The organism is Seonamhaeicola sp. S2-3 (assembly GCF_001971785.1).
In the GTDB taxonomy this organism is placed as follows: domain Bacteria; phylum Bacteroidota; class Bacteroidia; order Flavobacteriales; family Flavobacteriaceae; genus Seonamhaeicola.
On record NZ_CP019389.1, the window covers coordinates 3,154,423 to 3,172,700 of the forward strand.

Below are 18,278 nucleotides of genomic sequence, written 5' to 3' on the forward strand. Positions count from 1 at the left end.
ATAGACAAATAAATATAAAAAAAGGGTTTGAATTATGTTTAAACCCTTGATTACGTTATGTTTATTAAATATTTTAAGTGTGTTTTATTAGCTTAAGGCTGTTTTGAAATATTTTTTTCTAAGCCAAAATGATACCCTAACTAATAAAATAAGTGCTGGTACTTCTACTAAAGGACCAATTACACCTGCAAAGGCTTGTCCTGAGTTTAAGCCAAAAACCGCTATAGCAACCGCAATGGCTAATTCAAAATTATTACCAGCAGCAGTAAAAGCTACTGAAGCTGTTTTATCATATTCTGCACCCATTGCTTTAGAAAAGAAGAACCCTATAATGAACATTAAAGTAAAATATACTAATAACGGTACAGCAATAATGAGTACGTCCATTGGTATTTCAACAATAAGTTCTCCTTTTAGAGAAAACATTACAATAATGGTAAATAACAGAGCAATTAGTGTTAAAGGTGAAATGGTAGGAATAAATTTTTTGGTGTACCATTCTTCACCTTTTAGTTTTACTAATATAACGCGACTTAAAATTCCTAAAAGGAAAGGAATACCTAAATAAATAGCTACACTTTCGGCAATGGTTGCAATAGAAATATCAACTATAGCACCTTCAAAACCAAAATAGGGAGGAAGCACAGTAATAAATATCCAAGCATAGAAACTATAAGCAAACACTTGAAAAATACTATTTAAAGCAACCAAACCAGCACCGTATTCGCTGCTGCCTTCAGCAAGGTCATTCCATACTAAAACCATGGCAATACACCGCGCTAGACCAATTAAAATGAGGCCTACCATGTATTCGGGATAATCTCTAAGGAAAGTAATGGCTAAAATAAACATTAAAACGGGACCAATAATCCAATTTAATACCAGTGAAATTGATAAAATTTTCACATTACGGAATACTTTTGGTAAAAGTGAGTAATTAACCTTTGCTAATGGCGGATACATCATTAAAATTAACCCAATGGCTATGGGAACATTTGTAGTACCACTATTAAATGAATTTATAACGTTTGGAAAGGTTGGAAAAAAATAACCAAGCCCAACCCCAATAGCCATTGCTACAAAAATCCAAAGCGTTAAATTTCTGTCTAAAAAACTTAATTTTTTTATTGCCATGATTTATTGATTGATTTGAGAAAAAACGTAAAATAATTCGGTTGCGATTTGAAGACTTCGTTCATTATATTTTTCGGCCTGTTGTGGTGTACCATCAAAGGCTTTAGGGTCTTCAAAAGTTATTGGAATTCTTTTTTCAGCTCCAGGTACAAATGGGCAAGCTTCATTAGCTGAATCACATGTCATGATAGCTGCAAAAGCCGATTTTGGATTAAAATCATCATCTAATTTTTTAGAAAAACCAATAACAGGATGCGCATTATCTGCGTATTTAATACTGTACACAGGGTTGTTGTTTTTAGACAAGGTTTTTACTGTAAAACCTGAGTTTTGAAGCGTTTCTGCAACCATAGGGAAAAGTGCAGTTGCTTCTGTACCTCCAGAATAACAAAATACGTTTTTTATATTAAAATAATGTGCCATAGTTTGTGCCCAAACCTGTGATAAATGACTTCTTCTAGAATTATGTGTACAAATAAAATTGATACGAATATCTTCATTATTTGATACTTTTTTCTGAATGAAATCTGTTAAAGGTTGTAAAACGGTTTTACGTTCTTCTGAAATAGAATTTGGTTCTAAGGTTTTGATTAAATTTTCTATTTCAGAAAATACGTTTGATTGTGTAGTTATCATTTTTTTATTTTTTAAATGGTATAATAGTTAACAACAGTTTCCATCTGGAGAACAACAAGGTTCATCATTTAAATCTGATAATCTCACTTTTGGTTTTTCTGTTGGAATTCCGCATTTGTCTTTGGCTAAACAATCGGTTTGCTTGGTTGTTAATAGGAAATATTTGCCATCGAAATCTATCCCAAATTTTTCAATAGTATTTCCTTGGTATTCAACTTCAACCTCTAAATCGCCAATATTTAACACTTTTTCAGATAGCTCTATGATGCTTAATAATTTTTCTGGATGTAATCTATGGTCGTAATCATTGGCATTCCAAAGTTGAAAGTTTACAACTTCTTCGTTTCTAACAGTGCCTCCACAGTCAATAAAATGTTTGGTTATTTTACCAACTTCGGTAACGTGAAAATGACTTGGAACTAATTCTCCGTTAGGTAATTGAAACCCAATAGTATCTAATTCTCCTAAAATTAATTTAACTTCTGATAATTTCATGATATGATGTTTTGTTTATTGTAATTTTACGATTAATGATTTTAAATTTTTTTAGCAGCAATCTTGTTTGTTAACTAAGTCTTGATTTAAGAAATCTTCCATAATAATTTTCATTTCAGTCCAAATTTCTTCATCAATACAATAACAAACGCTTGTGCCCTCTACATTTCCTTTTATTAAGCCTAAAAGTTTTAATTCTTTTAAATGTTGAGAAATGGTAGGTTGAGCTAAACCAATTTCATCAACAAGGTTGCCACAGTAACAGCTATCTGTTTTAAATAGTTGTTGCAAAATAGCTACTCTTGCTGGGTGCCCAAAGGCTTTTGCAAATAATGCAATTTTATTTTGCTGATCTGTGAATATTTCTGTTTTGGCTAATCCCATCTTTGTTGTATTTGTATATTGCAATATTACGATTAATAAAATTAATCACAAATTATATTTTAAATATTTACAATAATTCTTCTAAAATTAAATTATAATCGTATTGTAAATCTTCATGAAAAGTGGCGATATGTTTTTTAGCTAATTGCAATTGCCTATTATACATATTTTGAAGTTGAGTACTTCTGTTAATACTAGGCTTAAAGTGTTTTAATTTTTCACAAAAGTAGAGTAGTAGTTCTACTTCGGTTTCTTTGTTTTGTGAATAGCGTACAAACTTTTTAATGTTTCTTAAAATTTTTCTAACACTTTTTCTAATGTAATAGTAGCTGTCTGTGTTAATTAAGGTGAATTCTTCATCAATATAAGCTTTAACACTTGCAATATAACCAGTTTCATTTTGTGATTCAAAAAGTAAATAGGTGAGTAGTTCTTTGTTTTCTTTTTTAAACCTTGCTAATCTTAAGCAAATATCTTGAATTTCTTTATGTGAAAGCGTATTTAATTCTTGCTTGATTTCTTTTTGCGATACGGCTTTCATTTTATTTTATAGTGTTTCTTAATTAATTTTTTAACATAAAACAACCGTATTAAACCAATAACTAAAATTATTGGTGAAATAATTAATAGTATAATACCAAAAGATTCCATTTCAGAAAAAAACTCTAATTTTAAAATGGTTAATCCGGTTCCTAAAAACACAATAAAGGTTCTGAAATAAGCTAAAAAAGTTCTTTCGTTAGCTAATTTAGTTCTTTCTATAGCTAACCAGTCTCTAGTTATAAGATGCGATTCTTTATCCATTAAATATATTGATTAGACTATAAAGATAAAGTCTTTAAGAGAACTTGAAAAAGAATACATTAAGAACTTTAGCTAATTTAATTAGTTTTATCTATAGCGAATTTACCCGGGCCCGTTAAGAATAAAACTAAATAGCACATAAGGTAGAGTATAGCCTTTTCTTTTGTACCAATAGGGTCATTGAGGTGTACAACAAAGGCAGCCACTATCATTGTTATTATTACAGGGATAGAGGCTATTTTAGTTTTAAAACCAATTATAACTAGTACAGGAGCAATAACTTCTGCTATTAAAGTTAATATAAGTGAAGGCGTTTCTCCTATACCAATTGGGTCTGCAAATTTTATAGGAGACTCAAAAAGTTTTGATATTTTGGGTATACCGTGAGTTAACATAAGACCTCCAGCTCCTAACCTTAGAATTAACAATGCCAGATTATTAAAATTTTTAGTTATCATATTAAATACTTGAAAATGTATAGGGTTTACTTAATGCTTACCTAAGTTTAGGATAATTTGAGGGATTGAGTTCATGCATAACGTCATAAACAGCTTCAAAAATATCTTCGGCAGAGGGTTTAGAAAAATAGTCACCATCATTACCATAAGCGGGTCTATGAGGTTTTGCAGTAAGTGTTTTAGGTTCAGAATCTAAATATTGAAAAGCTTTTTGATTGCTCAATAATTCATCTAAAATATATGCAGAAGCACCTCCTGGTACGTCTTCATCAATAATCATCACTCTATTTGTTTTAGCAATGCTTTTAACGATGTCATGATTTAAATCGAAAGGTAGCAGTGATTGCACATCAATAACTTCGGCATCAATGCCTACCGATAATAAATCCTTAGCTGTTTTTTCAACTAATCTTAATGTAGAACCATAAGATACTAAAGTGATGTCTGTTCCTTCCTTAACAGTTTCAACAACACCAATTGGTGTTTTTAGTTCGCCTAAGTTATTGGGCATTTTTTCTTTTAATCTGTAACCGTTAAGGCATTCTATAACTATAGCAGGGTCATCTCCTTGTAAAAGCGTATTATAGAAACCAGCGGCTTTGGTCATGTTTCTTGGTACCAATATGTTAACACCTCTAGCTAAACTAAGAAGTCCGCCCATTGGAGATCCAGAATGCCAAATACCTTCAAGTCTGTGTCCTCTGGTTCTAATAATTAAAGGTACTTTTTGTTTTCCTTTTGTGCGGTAGTGTGTAGTTGCAATATCATCGCTAATAGTTTGTATTGCGTAAAGAATATAGTCTAAGTATTGTATTTCTGCAATTGGACGTAATCCGCGTAAAGCCATGCCAATACCTTGCCCTACAATGGTGGCTTCTCTAATACCAGTGTCTGCAACTCTAAGTTCACCATATTTATCTTGTAAACCCTCAAGTCCTTGGTTTACATCTCCAATGTTTCCGGTATCTTCGCCAAATACTAATGTGTTAGGGTTGTTATTAAAAATAACATCAAAATTATCTCTTAGTATTATTCTGCCATCTACAGTTTGTGCATTATCATCATAAGTTGGTTTAACTTCTTTAATTCGTGTATTAGAATGTGCCGTTTCTGAATATAAATGCGAGCTAAATTTAGGTTCGGTATTTTCAATTATTGTATTAATCCAATTTCTTAGATTTTGTTTTTCTTTTGAAGATTCACCTAATAACAGTCTTAAGGCTTTTCTGGCATGCGATAGAATATCTTTTCTGGTGGGTTCATCAACAGTAGTAAGGCTATCTTTTATTTTTTTTATAAAAACACCATTGGTTGACTTTTGAGCTATTTGGGTTAGAAGAGCAATTAATTCATTTTTCTCTTTAACTATAGGATTTAAAAATCTATTCCACGCATTCTTTTTAGCTTCTCTAACCTCTCTTTTTATGGTGCGTTCAATTTCTGTTAAATCTTCATTTGTAGCAATGCCACTTTCAATAATCCAATTACGCATTTTAAGGTTACAATCATGTTGTCTTTCCCATTCTAAACGCTCAGCGTTTTTATAACGTTCGTGAGAGCCAGATGTTGAATGTCCTTGAGGTTGTGTAAGTTCTGTAACATGAATTAAAACAGGAACATGCTCTTCTCTTGCAATAGCACCGGCTTCTTGATAGGTTTCAACCAAGTTTGCATAATCCCAACCTTTTACGCGTAAAATTTCATAACCTTTATTTTCATCATCGCGTTGAAAACCTTTTAATATTTCAGAAATATTTTCTTTAGTAGTTTGGTGTTTAGCGTGAACAGAAATTCCGTATTCATCATCCCAAATGCTAATTACCATAGGAACTTGAAGAACACCAGCGGCATTAATGGTTTCAAAAAATAAGCCTTCGCTTGTACTAGCGTTACCAATGGTTCCCCAGGCAACTTCATTTCCGTTAACCGAAAAGTTGTTGGTTTTTACACCTTCAACATGTCTATATATTTTAGATGCTTGGGCAAGACCAAGTAAACGAGGCATTTGACCTGCGGTACAGGAAATATCGGCACTAGAATTATATTGTTTTGTAAGATCTTTCCAGTTGCCATTTTCGTCTAAACTATGCGTTACAAAATGCCCTCCCATTTGCCTGCCAGCAGACATAGGTTCTTGCTTAATATCTGTATTAGCATATAAGCCTGCAAAAAATTGCTCAATATTAAGAGCGCCTATAGCCATCATAAAGGTTTGATCTCTGTAATAGCCAGATCTCCAGTCGCCTTTTTTAAAGGCTTTTGCCATGGCTAATTGAGGTACTTCTTTACCGTCTCCAAAAATTCCAAATTTAGCTTTTCCTGTAAGTACTTCGCGCCTTCCTAATAAACTACATTCTCTACTTCTTACAGCTATTTTATAATCATTAATAACTTCTGTTTTAAAGTCTTCAAACGATATGTTTTTTAAGTCAGGGATACTTTGCATACTAAGGCGGTTTAGCTTTTACAAAAGTACTTAATGTTTATCTTTTTTGCAATTATAGTATGCTTTATGTTTTTATGAATTATTTAAAAAAAACTCAAAAAAGCTAAAAATACTAATAAATTTATATTAAAATATTGATTTTGATGAGAATCCTTAAAACCAGCGTCTTCTAAAAAGCCCCAGTAGTGCTTGTGGATCTGCTGTAAATTTAAATCTTATCTTTTGATCGTAGTTAGGTTGCCCAATTTCCCAGCCTAAATTTGAATATACTGGAAAATATATTTCGAAGTAATCTGTAACTAGGTTTAATCTAATGCCAGAATCATACAAAAACTTTGTGCTATTATATTTGTTTTTAACCAATCCTACATCTCCATAAGCTAATATGTATTTCCAAAGGGTGGTACTGGTGTTAAGGGTAGACATCCATTGATTAGCAAATGGTGTGTTTAATTTAGATTTAAAGCCTCCTTCTGCAGTTATGTATTGTTGACTAAAAATACCTGAAGATTCAGAGCGTCCCAAATACGCGTAATCAAACAAGTAGTCTGTTGGTCTATCCAGTGCAAAACTAAAATAGTTAGCGTTTAAATCGGTATTATTTTTTAGAAATACTCCTGTAAATAACCTTAAATTAAGTTGTCTGTTGCTTTCAAAAAGTTTTCTGTACTCATAATTAAAAGCTACTTTGCTAAACTTATCGGCTAACTGTAAATCTATGTACCATTTATTAAAGTTTATTAAGTTATCATTAGAGTTAATATAGCGGGCATTAAAAACACCGTAGTTAGGCTCATTTGAAGTTAAGATGTTATTTATATCTTTATCTCTGTTGATGTCTACGTATCTAAAAATAAATGATTGCCTTTTTTTTGATCTAAAATCATTGTCTTCTCTAAACTGAAAAGTTAATGAAGGTGTTATTTGCCTTACAAATAAATCTGGAGCGTATGATGAATAACCAGCACCAATACCATAACTTAAATAATAAAGGTCTGAATTTTCAAAATAATGAATTTTAGATATTGATGCAGAACCTGTTAAAGTTCTAGATTTTAAAGCATATTGAGGCTCAAATTTATAATTAAAAAGCTTACGAAGTACTGTTTTATTATACACTCTTGCTCCTAAAGTAAAGCCATCATAAATATTATTAAACTCTGCAATAGGCATAAAGAATACTTGATTATAATTAGGGTCTTCAATATCTTGAAACAGCCTAAATTGAAGTGGTTTATTGTTAAAAAAGAAGCCTTTTAGAGATTTCCAGTTATCTCTAATATTAATTTCTGGTATAACTTTATTGTAGTTTAAAACAAGTTTATTTGCATCATTTCTGGGAATAGTTAGTGTTTTGCTATTAGATATATTCTCAATCCAGGTCTTAGAAATTATACTATCGTCTTTTAGTGTGTATAAAGACACTGGCATGCTGTTGTCTCGTTTGTTTTTAATTGTTAGGGTTACAGAATCTTCAGTTTTTCTTACTTTTTTAATTTTAAAATCTATTTTTTTTCTGGTAGCTAGATAATCATTAAAAAACCAATCTATATTTTTATTTGTTTTAGATTTTATAAAGGTTTCAAAGTCTTTAGCAGAAGTTTCGTTTAATTTTTGCTGCTTAATGAAAGACGATAAGCTGTTTTCTACCACATCATGATTTACAAAATCATCAAGATACCTAAACCCAATGCCTGCCTTGTATTTGTTTGCTATATGTGCATTGAACTTTAAAAGAGAATCTTTTGCCATAGTTAGCTTTTGGTCTCTATTGGTTCTTGCCATAAGCATAAAAACAAGAATATACTTGTCATTAAACTTCATGTCTGCTGCATGAAATGAACGCACTCCCCAAATATCTGCAAAAGATCCTAAAAACTTCATGTTGGGGTAGTGTACGTCAACATATTTCATTAAATAATATACCAAAATACCATCTAAAAGCCATTGTTCTTTTCTGGGATTAAGCAGTATGGTGTTTTCTAAATAATTATGAATGGCAACTTTTAAAAGCTTGAGTTCATATTGAAAATGGTTGGGATATGGTTTAAGGAATTTTGGTAAAAAATTTAAGCCATAAATGGGATCTTTATCATAATCAATTTGGGAAAGTAATAATTTTTCATGTGGATATTTTCCCAGATTGGTTTCTAGAAAATCCAGCACTTTTTCAGTAATTAAAACCTTATCTATAACTTGTAAATCTTCGTCTGCAATACTAGATACTAGTGATAAGTTTTTATTTTTAATAGTTGTAAAGTCTTTGTTTTTTCTTAAAAACAATTTGGTATTTAATCTGTTCTTTCCTGTTAGTTCAATATATTGATTTAAAGTATCTTGATATTGTTTTTTTGTATTTAATTCAGAGAAAATAAAGTATCCTTTTGGGTATTGAATACTAAGTGAAACATCGGCTTTAGGAATATATAAATCATCTAAATCTTTGTTACTGTAATATTGCCATTCGCCATTATAAACTGCAGGTGTTATATACCAGTATCTTAAATTAATATCTCCAGTTTCGGTAATACCATACTGTGTGAATTTAGAATTTGGTATTTGTACTATATTCTCTAGTTTTAAATTATAAAATTCTCCAGGAAGTAGTGGCTTGTTTAAATTTACTTTAACGACATCTGGTGATTTTTCTAGCTCACAATAAAACAAATTTTCATTGTTTTGTTTGATAGATGTAACTATAGAATACCCTCTGTCTTCATTTTTAGCTAAATGAAAATCATTTATATATTCTTCTGCAATTCGCTTAGCTAAAGAGGTGGTTTTAGTAGCGTAGCTATTGGCCCAATTGTTAAGATAAACTACAGATAGGGTATCTTTTGATGTGTTTTGGTATTGTATAGTTTGAGAAATTGTAATTTTCTTGCTTTCAACATCAAATACAGCTTTTAGGTCAATTTTATTTTGACCCAAGCTATATATGCTAATAAAACAATATAGTATAAAATTTAGAAAGCGAAAATTCAAATTATAGTCAAAACATTAATTAAGGTTACAATTCTTTTTTTTAAGGCAGTGCAATATATAAAATATGATATTATAAAGTATTACAATGCTTTAGATAATTATATAACAGATGAAACTGTTAAAAACCTAACTAAAAATTAGGAGTTAATTGTGATTCTTCATAGAATCCATCAAGAATCTCAGTAACTTCCTCAGGGGTATCAACTAAATGAATTAAGTCCAAGTCTTTTGGACTAATATTACCAAAACCGTTTAAAAGTGTTTGTTTAATCCAATCTATTAGGCCTTTCCAAAAGTCTGTTCCAACAAGAATTATTGGAAATTTTCCAATTTTATGTGTTTGTATTAATGTAAGAGCTTCAAAAAATTCATCTAAAGTACCAAATCCACCAGGCATAACAACAAAACCCTGTGCATACTTTACAAACATAACCTTACGAACAAAAAAGTAGTCGAAATCTAAATTTTTATCATGGTCTATGTACGGGTTGTCATGTTGTTCAAAGGGTAATTCAATATTAAGTCCTACCGAAGTTCCTCCACCAAGGTGAGCCCCTTTGTTACCTGCTTCCATAATTCCAGGACCACCACCTGTTATTACACCATAACCAGCTTGCACAATATTTTGAGCAATCTGTTCGGTAAGTTTATAATATTTATCTTCGGGTTTAGTTCTTGCTGATCCAAAAATTGATACACAAGGTCCTATTTTACTCATTTTCTCAAAACCACTAACAAACTCTCCCATAATTTTAAAAATTGCCCAAGAGTCGTTAGTTTTAATTTCATTCCATCCTTTGTGATGCAGTTCTTTTCTCATTTATTTAAATTTTTTATTTAAAGTATTTCTTTTCTTAAAAATTTAGCTGTGTGACTTTTTTTATGTTTAATAACCTCTTCAGGTGTACCTTCAACTATTATTTGGCCACCACCTCTGCCACCTTCATAACCAATATCAATAATATGATCAACGGTTTTAATAACATCTAAATTGTGTTCTATAATTAATACTGTGTTGCCTTTATCGGCTAGTTTATTGAGTACTTGCATAAGCACCCTAATATCTTCAAAATGCAGTCCTGTAGTGGGTTCATCTAATATATAGAAGGTGTTACCTGTATCTCTTTTGCTTAATTCTGTAGCTAGTTTAATGCGTTGTGCTTCGCCACCAGAAAGAGTGGTACTTTGTTGACCTAAAGTAATGTAACCCAAACCTACATCTTGTATGGTTTTAAGTTTTTTGTAAATTTTAGGAATATGTTCAAAGAAATCTACAGCTTCATTAATTGTCATGTTTAAAACATCACTAATAGATTTGCCTTTATACCGAATTTCTAGTGTTTCTCTATTAAAACGTTTACCTTGACAGGTTTCGCATTCTACATAAACATCGGGTAGAAAGTTCATCTCTATAACGCGTAAACCACCGCCTTGACAAGTTTCACAACGTCCGCCTTTAACATTAAAGCTAAAACGTCCGGGTTTGTAGCCACGAATCATGGCTTCTGGAATTTTGGCAAATAAAGCTCTTATTTCACTAAAAGTACCTGTGTATGTTACCGGGTTGCTTCTTGGAGTTCTTCCTATTGGAGACTGGTTTATATCGATTACTTTATCAATATGCTCTAAACCTTTAATACTTTTATAAGGCATGGGTTTTTTTACCCCATTAAAATAATGAGCATTTAAAATAGGGTAGAGGGTTTCATTAATTAAGGTAGATTTTCCGCTACCCGAAACACCAGTAACCCCAATCATTTTACCTAAAGGAAATTTAACCGATACATTTTTAAGGTTGTTACCAGTGCAACCACTAAGTTCTAAAAATTTTCCGTTGCCTTTTCTTCTTTTTTTAGGAATTTCAATTTCTTTATTCCCATTAAGGTAATCTGCAGTTAGTGTATTATGTGTTTTTAATTCTTTTACATTGCCGGTGCTTATTATTTCTCCTCCGTATTTTCCGGCTTTGGGACCAATGTCAATCACATAATCGGCACGTTCTATCATGTCTTTGTCATGCTCTACAACAATAACAGAATTACCAATATCACGAAGCGCAACTAAAGAATTTATAAGTTTTTCATTATCACGTTGATGCAAACCTATGCTTGGTTCATCTAAAATATAAAGTACTCCCACTAGTTGAGAACCAATTTGTGTGGCTAACCTAATACGTTGTGCTTCACCTCCTGATAAGGATTTAGAACTTCGGTTTAAAGACAGATATCCTAAGCCTACATCTAATAAAAACTGAAGTCTTGATTTAATTTCTTTTAAAATTTCTTCAGCTATTTTAAACTGTTTATCAGATAAATGTTCGTTTAAATTATTAAACCAATCTGCTAATTCAGTAATATCTGTATTAGCAAGTTCTGCAATGTTTTTGTTGTTTATTTTGAAGTAAAGCGATTCTTTTTTAAGTCTGCTGCCGTTACATTCAGGACATTTAATTTTGTCCATATAACTTTTGGCCCATCGTTTTAATGCAGTAGATTCGGCTGTTTTGTATTGGTTTTCAATAAAGTTAGCAACACCTTCAAAATCAATATTATAATTTCTAGTTACCCCAAGAGTTTTACTTTCAATAGAAAATTTTTCATTGCCGCCAAAAAGAATCATGTCTTTAGCTTCTTTAGGAATGCTTTTGTAGGGGTCTGTTAATTTAAAATTGAAACGTTGTGCAATGGTTTCAAACTGCTTAAAAATCCAACTATTTTTTTTGGGGCCATGTGGAGCTAAAGCTCCGTTTGCAATAGAAAGGGAATCATCTGGAATAATTTTATTAACGTTTACTTTGTAAAGTTCTCCAATACCGTTACAGTTTGTACAGGCACCTTTGGGTGAATTAAATGAGAAATTATTGGGTTCTGGGTTTGGGTATGAAATGCCAGAGGAAGGACACATTAAATTTCTGCTAAAATAACGTGCATTACCAGTGTCTTGGTCTATTACTAATAAAACATCTTCACCATGATACATGGCAGTATTAATAGTTTCTGTGAGTCTTTTATCGTTATCAGCAGAGTTATTTATAACTAGCCTATCAATAACAATTTCAATATCGTGGGTTTTGTAACGGTCTAGTTTCATACCTTTTACAATATCCCGAATTTCGCCATCGGTACGTACCTTAACAAAGCCTTGTTTAGCAATTTGCTCAAATAACTCACGGTAATGCCCTTTTCTAGAGCGTACAACGGGTGCCAAAATATTAATACGCTTACCGTTAAAATCTTTTATAATGAGTTCTTTTATTTGCTCATCACTGTAACTAATCATTTTGTCTCCAGTATTATAGCTATAAGCATCACTAGCACGAGCAAATAATAAACGCAAAAAATCGTAAATTTCAGTAATGGTGCCTACGGTAGAACGTGGCGATTTGCTGGTGGTTTTTTGCTCAATGGCAATTACGGGCGACAAGCCGTCAATTTTATCAACATCAGGTCTTTCTAATCCGCCTAGAAACTGACGTGCATAGGCAGAAAAAGTTTCAATATACCTACGTTGTCCTTCGGCATAAATAGTATCAAAAGCTAATGACGATTTTCCACTACCAGAAAGTCCTGTAATAACAACAAGTTTTTCTCTAGGTATAGATACATCAATGTTTTTAAGGTTATGCACTCTGGCACCCTTTACTTCAATAAATTCGTCAAATTGGCTCATAAATTGGCAAAAGAGCAAAGTTACAATTTTAGTTGTTAATTTTCTGTGAAGATTTCTTTCGGATTTATTATAATTGTAGGTAGAATTAATAAAAATGTAAATAATGAAATTATTAGGAATAGGTTCTAGAATTAATCATAATGAATACGGTAAAGGCGTAATTACCAACGTAACCTCACAACATTATTGGGTTACTTTTATAGATAAAGGTTTAGAAACTATATATTTAGACAGTAAATTTGATGTTATAGAGGCTGCTTATGATGATGTTGATGCAGTGAGTTTTTATGATGTAGAAACTAGTTTGGTAAATATTTTGAAGAAATGGAGTGATGTTAGCGAAATTGTACCCATTGCAGATAAATATAAAGGCGGAAAGTTAATTTTACAACCAGCGGATGAAAGTTTAAAACCTTATGAGTTACCTATTGATAAGTTTTTTCATAAAATTATTATGGTAAGAGATAGGTTGCGTGTTATGGAACAGCGTATTAATGCTAGTGATTTAGATGAACAGGGAAAGATTGATTTACAGCAATATATTACTAGAATTTATGGCAGTTTAACCAGTTTTAATGTATTGTTTAAGTCTAAATCTCATAATTTTGTTGGGCAAAGAAGTAAATAAGATATTAAATAGGTTAATCTGTAACTTTAATATCTGATATTTCCATTCCAAAAAACAAAATTTTATGAAATGTAGGCAGGTAAACGCCTGTTTCTGTATGTGTCCAATCTGTCCAAGAGGCTTCTAACCCCTTAATTGGTAATTCTGATGTCCACATTTTAAAACTATGTGGTTTGCCATTATCATCTAATTGCCATAAGTAAGAATTGCCATTAGAATAGGTTACTAGTAAATCATTACCTACAAGTGCTCGTTTTACATTTTGATTAAAAATTCTGAAAGGTGCAAACACCCAAAAAGAGTCATTTTCATAATATTTTATGGCTTTTTCTATGAGTTCTTCGGCTAAATCGCCATCAACCTGAAAGCTGTGTACAAATGCTTGATGGTTATTTTTGTCTTTTAAATCTAGATTAACTTTATACTGTTTCCAGTAAACATCACAAGTGTTTTTAGATTTTTCCCATTTATAATGATGTCTTTTTTTATACGTCCATTCAAAAACTTCGGTACTTACAAAAGCCTCATAATTTAGGGCAATTAGCATTTTGGTAGCTACTGCATCTGCTTGTTTTCCTTCTGTTCCTTGTGGTAAACCTTCGTTATATTTAAAATAGAGAAAGCCAAAAAATAATAGGCTTGGTAGGGTTAAAAAAATAACAGTACCAAGAATTATTTTTAATATTTTTTTTGGCTTCAAAATGTTGTTTTTTAGAGTGTTTTGATTGTTAAAATTATTAAATAGAATTTAGTTACTGAAAGAAAATTACTAAAAACCGATAGTGTGAATTACTTCTCGATAATCTGCATACTAAGTTTTAGGTAATCTATTAAACTTGTATTTGGTCAAACTACTATTGCATTTAGTTCTTTTAGTTTTATACTTGAAAAATTAATGAGTTCATCAAAAAAAGAAGTGAATTCGTTTTCAAATTCATTATAAAACGCTTCTAGTTCGTGTACAGCTTCATTCATGCTAGATCTGTTTTTTGTACGCCTATTCATACCATCTAAAACTCTAGAAATGCCTTTGATTGAAGCGTAACTTAGTAACCAGTTATCAGTAATCATGTAAGGCATCATTTTTTTAATTCTTAGAGGCAAAATTTCAAAATTGTCTTCTAACGAATCATAAAAATCATCAACATAAATATGTAATGGTATTTTAGAATAAGAACTCCAGTTTTTGGCTAGAAAATGGTCATAAAGAATATCTACAATAACACCAGAGTAATGCCCATATTTTTCATGTAAACGTTTGGTGCTAATTCTAACTGTTTTATGGGCATCTGTAAAAGTATCAATATGTCTATGGAGTAGGATTCCTACCTGTATATCTTTCTGATATTTTTTGTAATTACTTCCCTTAATTCCATCTGCAATAAAATTGCCAATAGTTACTAATTTATTATCTCCAGAAAGATATATGTGTGCTAAGTAGTTCATTTGTGAAATTTACAAATTGATTTTAAGTTATGTTGAAATGTAAGCTAAAAAAAAATATGTACGTTTGTATAAAGAATAAAATTATATGACACTTATAAAATCAATTTCAGGAATTAGAGGAACCATCGGTGGTCAAGTAGGAGATAATTTAACCCCAATTGATGCCGTAAAATTTGCAGCTGCTTATGGTGTTTGGTTAAAACAAAATAGACCAAATAAAGAAAACTACCGAGTAGTTGTAGGTAGAGATGCACGCATTTCTGGTAAAATGATTCAGAATTTGGTTATGAATACGTTAATTGGTCAAGGTATTAATGTTATAAATATTGGGCTTTCAACTACACCAACAGTTGAAGTTGCAGTACCTATGGAACATGCCGATGGTGGAATTATTTTAACAGCTAGTCATAACCCTAAACAGTGGAATGCTTTAAAATTATTAAATGAAAAAGGAGAGTTTTTAGATGCTGTTGAAGGCGCTAAAATTTTAGAAATAGCAGAAAGTAGTGATATTGATTTTGCAGATGTAGATAGCTTAGGAAAAATAACTAAAAATGATGCGTATATAGATTTACATATTATTGAAGTTTTAGATTTACCTTTAGTAACAGTAAAGCCTATTGAAAACGCTAAATTTAGAGTAGTGGTAGATGGTGTAAATTCTACTGGAGGTATTGCTATTCCATTACTTTTAGAGCGATTAGGAGTTGATGTTATTAAAATTCATTGCGAACCTAACGGACATTTTCCACACAATCCAGAGCCTTTAAAAGAACACTTAACAGATTTGTCTGAAGCTGTTAAAAAACACAAAGCAGATTTTGGTATTGTAGTAGATCCAGATGTAGACAGACTTGCTTTTATGGATGAAAATGGTGAAATGTTTGGTGAAGAATACACCCTAGTAGCCTGTGCCGACTATGTTTTGAGTAGAACTCCAGGAAACACTGTAAGTAATATGAGTTCTACTAGAGCTTTAAGAGACGTTACAGAGAAATATGGAGGTACTTATGAAGCTAGTGCTGTAGGCGAGGTTAACGTGGTTAAACTTATGAAGAAAAATAAAGTAGTAATTGGTGGTGAAGGTAATGGAGGTATTATTTACCCAGAAGCACACTACGGCCGTGATGCACTTGTTGGTGTAGCATTATTTTTAAGTTTACTAGCCGATAAAAATATGTCTGTTAGTGAGCTTAGAAAGACATACCCTAACTATTTTATGAGTAAAAAGAAAATACAATTAACACCAGATTTAGATGTTGATGGTATTTTAAAAGAAATAGAAAATCGTTACAAAAACGAGCAGTTAACAACTATTGATGGTGTAAAAATAGATTTTCCAGAAAATTGGGTGCATTTACGTAAAAGTAATACAGAACCCATTATAAGAATTTATACCGAGGCAAAATCACAAGAAGAAGCTAACAATTTGGCAGACAAATTTATTGCAGAAATTAAAGAAATAGCTAATTAATTAGGTTTCTTGTTGCGGTGTTTCCATCGTTTATGGGTCCAGAAGTAGTACTCTGGGGTTTCGTAAATTTGTTTCTCTAGTTCTTTAAGAAACATATCTGTTAACTCGTAATCTTTATAAATATTAGAGTTTTCTGCTAAAGTTATTATTTCAGCTTGGTAATAACCACGCTTAACTTTGTTTATTTTTAAATACGCTGTAGAAAAATCTAATTTTTTAGCTAACCGTTCGGCTCCTGTAAAACATGGTACTTCAATGCCCATAAATTTGCCCCAATAAACTTCTTTTTTTATTTTAGGTGACTGGTCACTTAAAAAACCTGTAATAGTTTTTATTCCAGAAGTTTCATAATTAGTTATGGTGTTAATGGTTTCCTTAGTACTTATTAATTCAGTATTAAATTTAGATCGTATATTTCTAACTAGCTTATCAAAATGTTTATTTCGTAATTTTTTATAAACTCCTAATCCTTTAAAATTAATATAGCACTGTACTACTATAGCCCATTCCCAACTGGCATAATGCCCAAATATTAAAATAATACTTTTGTTTAAAGTTTCTAGTCGTTTAAATTCTTCAGGGTTTGTAATTAAAAACCGTTTTTTAAGTTCTTTTTCAGAAATAGACACGGTTTTAATCATTTCTAAAAACATATCGCATAAATGTTTGTAGAATTTTTTTCTTAAAGAAATAATTTCTTTTTCAGATTTATTAGGAAAAACAAGCTGTAAATTACTAGTAACTACTTTTTTTCTATACCCTATAATATAATAGAGAAGTAAGTAAACACCATCTGAAATTAAGTAAAGCAATTTAAACGGAAGTTTAGAAATACACCATAAAAACGGATAAACAATAATATAAGTTAGTAATTGCATGAATTAATTTTAGATTTGTAACAGCAAATATATATTAATTTGATTTTAAACGTTAATACCTTATGGGTGATTTAGATGCAATAACCATTGTAATTATAGCAGCAAATGTATTAGTCTCATTAAAAGGCTTTAATGACTATGGCTTTTTAGATAAGTATAAGTTTCATGTAGGCGGAGTTCAAAGAGGTGAAAAAATAAGACTTTTCAGTTCAGGGTTTCTGCATATAGATATGCAACATTTATTATTTAACATGATTACCTTGTTTTTCTTTGCAAATATTGTGATAGATTATTTGGGTAATGCAGGTTTTGTAGCAGTTTATATAGGGAGTTTGCTATTAGGTAATTTACTATCACTTTATTTTCATAAAAATGAATACCACTACAGTGCAGTAGGGGCTAGTGGAGCCGTTACAGGAATTTTGTATTCTGCCATTTTGTTAAGGCCAGAGATGAATTTACTTGTGTTTTTTGTACCTATGCCAGCTTATGTTTTTGGTATTGGGTATTTATTATATTCTATTTACGGAATGAAAAAACGCATAGGTAATATAGGTCACGATGCGCATTTTGGTGGTGCCATAGGTGGTTATGTTATTACCTTGTTTTTAGCCACTTGGATATTTGAAAGAAACCTACTTATGGTAGGGCTTCTAGCAGTACCTATTATACTCTTGTTTATTTTAAGAAAGGCTGGAAAAATATAATTTTTCTCTATAAACATAGTTGTGGCACACCTATTGACTTTATTTAAGTGATTTATCTTTTAGGTTTTGTTAACTTATTGATAATCAAATAATTAAAATTTATTAATACTATAAAGTAGAACAGTTGATTTGTT

Annotated in this window: 17 protein-coding genes; 3 read left to right on the forward strand and 14 right to left on the reverse strand. The window is 31.2% G+C overall.

The window, feature by feature from the left end; translation table 11 throughout:
* Positions 1-87: 87 nt before the first annotated feature.
* The 11 genes from arsB to uvrA all read right to left on the reverse strand — a co-directional run bounded on the left by arsB (position 88) and on the right by uvrA (position 13,011).
* A complete protein-coding gene (arsB, locus tag BWZ22_RS13795) occupies positions 88-1,134 on the reverse strand; it encodes an ACR3 family arsenite efflux transporter (protein ID WP_076700937.1) in 1,047 nt (348 codons plus the stop codon).
* Between the two features lie 3 nt (positions 1,135-1,137).
* Positions 1,138-1,770 (reverse strand): low molecular weight phosphatase family protein, encoded by a 633-nt coding sequence (locus tag BWZ22_RS13800; RefSeq protein WP_076700940.1) that lies wholly within the window; start codon positions 1,768-1,770, stop codon positions 1,138-1,140.
* Positions 1,771-1,797: 27 nt separating this feature from the next.
* Positions 1,798-2,265 carry a DUF6428 family protein gene (locus BWZ22_RS13805; RefSeq protein ID WP_076700942.1) on the reverse strand — a complete coding sequence of 156 codons (468 nt, stop codon included), beginning with the start codon at positions 2,263-2,265 and terminating at the stop codon, positions 1,798-1,800.
* Between the two features lie 51 nt (positions 2,266-2,316).
* Positions 2,317-2,649: a helix-turn-helix transcriptional regulator gene (locus BWZ22_RS13810; RefSeq protein WP_076700945.1), complete on the reverse strand. Its 333-nt coding sequence runs from the start codon at positions 2,647-2,649 to the stop codon at positions 2,317-2,319.
* Between the two features lie 67 nt (positions 2,650-2,716).
* Positions 2,717-3,190 carry a hypothetical protein gene (locus tag BWZ22_RS13815; protein WP_076700947.1) on the reverse strand — a complete coding sequence of 158 codons (474 nt, stop codon included), beginning with the start codon at positions 3,188-3,190 and terminating at the stop codon, positions 2,717-2,719.
* Positions 3,187-3,453 (reverse strand): DUF202 domain-containing protein, encoded by a 267-nt coding sequence (locus BWZ22_RS13820; protein ID WP_076700950.1) that lies wholly within the window; start codon positions 3,451-3,453, stop codon positions 3,187-3,189. Before BWZ22_RS13820 ends, BWZ22_RS13815 begins: the two co-directional genes overlap by 4 nt.
* A 77-nt stretch (positions 3,454-3,530) precedes the next feature.
* On the reverse strand, positions 3,531-3,911 hold the full coding sequence (locus BWZ22_RS13825; RefSeq protein ID WP_076700952.1) for a DoxX family protein: 381 nt from the start codon (positions 3,909-3,911) through the stop codon (positions 3,531-3,533).
* Positions 3,912-3,948: 37 nt separating this feature from the next.
* Complete coding sequence (locus tag BWZ22_RS13830; RefSeq protein WP_076700955.1) at positions 3,949-6,357, reverse strand: thiamine pyrophosphate-dependent enzyme; 2,409 nt, start codon at positions 6,355-6,357, stop codon at positions 3,949-3,951.
* Positions 6,358-6,510: 153 nt separating this feature from the next.
* The gene (locus BWZ22_RS13835) at positions 6,511-9,288 is read right to left on the reverse strand and encodes a metalloprotease (RefSeq protein ID WP_232225179.1); all 2,778 of its coding nucleotides are present in this window, start codon (positions 9,286-9,288) and stop codon (positions 6,511-6,513) included.
* A 184-nt stretch (positions 9,289-9,472) separates the two neighbouring features.
* On the reverse strand, positions 9,473-10,162 hold the full coding sequence (locus tag BWZ22_RS13840; RefSeq protein ID WP_076700960.1) for a TIGR00730 family Rossman fold protein: 690 nt from the start codon (positions 10,160-10,162) through the stop codon (positions 9,473-9,475).
* 17 nt (positions 10,163-10,179) lie between these two features.
* Complete coding sequence (uvrA, locus tag BWZ22_RS13845; RefSeq protein WP_076700962.1) at positions 10,180-13,011, reverse strand: excinuclease ABC subunit UvrA; 2,832 nt, start codon at positions 13,009-13,011, stop codon at positions 10,180-10,182.
* A gap of 103 nt (positions 13,012-13,114) precedes the next feature.
* Between uvrA and BWZ22_RS13850 the strand changes: the two genes are divergently transcribed.
* Complete coding sequence (locus BWZ22_RS13850; RefSeq protein WP_076700965.1) at positions 13,115-13,639, forward strand: hypothetical protein; 525 nt, start codon at positions 13,115-13,117, stop codon at positions 13,637-13,639.
* Between the two features lie 13 nt (positions 13,640-13,652).
* Here the strand turns inward: BWZ22_RS13850 and BWZ22_RS13855 are convergent, their stop codons facing one another.
* Both BWZ22_RS13855 and BWZ22_RS13860 read right to left on the reverse strand, forming a co-directional pair.
* Positions 13,653-14,339, reverse strand: a complete 687-nt coding sequence (locus tag BWZ22_RS13855) for a hypothetical protein (RefSeq protein WP_076700967.1) — start codon at positions 14,337-14,339, stop codon at positions 13,653-13,655.
* A gap of 146 nt (positions 14,340-14,485) precedes the next feature.
* Positions 14,486-15,085: an ACP phosphodiesterase gene (locus BWZ22_RS13860; protein WP_076700970.1), complete on the reverse strand. Its 600-nt coding sequence runs from the start codon at positions 15,083-15,085 to the stop codon at positions 14,486-14,488.
* Between the two features lie 85 nt (positions 15,086-15,170).
* Between BWZ22_RS13860 and glmM the strand changes: the two genes are divergently transcribed.
* Positions 15,171-16,559: a phosphoglucosamine mutase gene (gene glmM / locus BWZ22_RS13865; protein WP_076700973.1), complete on the forward strand. Its 1,389-nt coding sequence runs from the start codon at positions 15,171-15,173 to the stop codon at positions 16,557-16,559.
* Here the strand turns inward: glmM and BWZ22_RS13870 are convergent.
* Positions 16,556-17,437: a lysophospholipid acyltransferase family protein gene (locus tag BWZ22_RS13870; protein WP_076700975.1), complete on the reverse strand. Its 882-nt coding sequence runs from the start codon at positions 17,435-17,437 to the stop codon at positions 16,556-16,558. The two genes, glmM and BWZ22_RS13870, sit on opposite strands and share 4 nt — an antisense overlap.
* Positions 17,438-17,499: 62 nt before the next feature.
* Between BWZ22_RS13870 and BWZ22_RS13875 the strand changes: the two genes are divergently transcribed.
* Positions 17,500-18,144, forward strand: coding sequence for a rhomboid family intramembrane serine protease (locus BWZ22_RS13875; protein ID WP_076700978.1), 645 nt, complete (start codon positions 17,500-17,502; stop codon positions 18,142-18,144).
* Positions 18,145-18,278 lie beyond the last annotated feature (134 nt).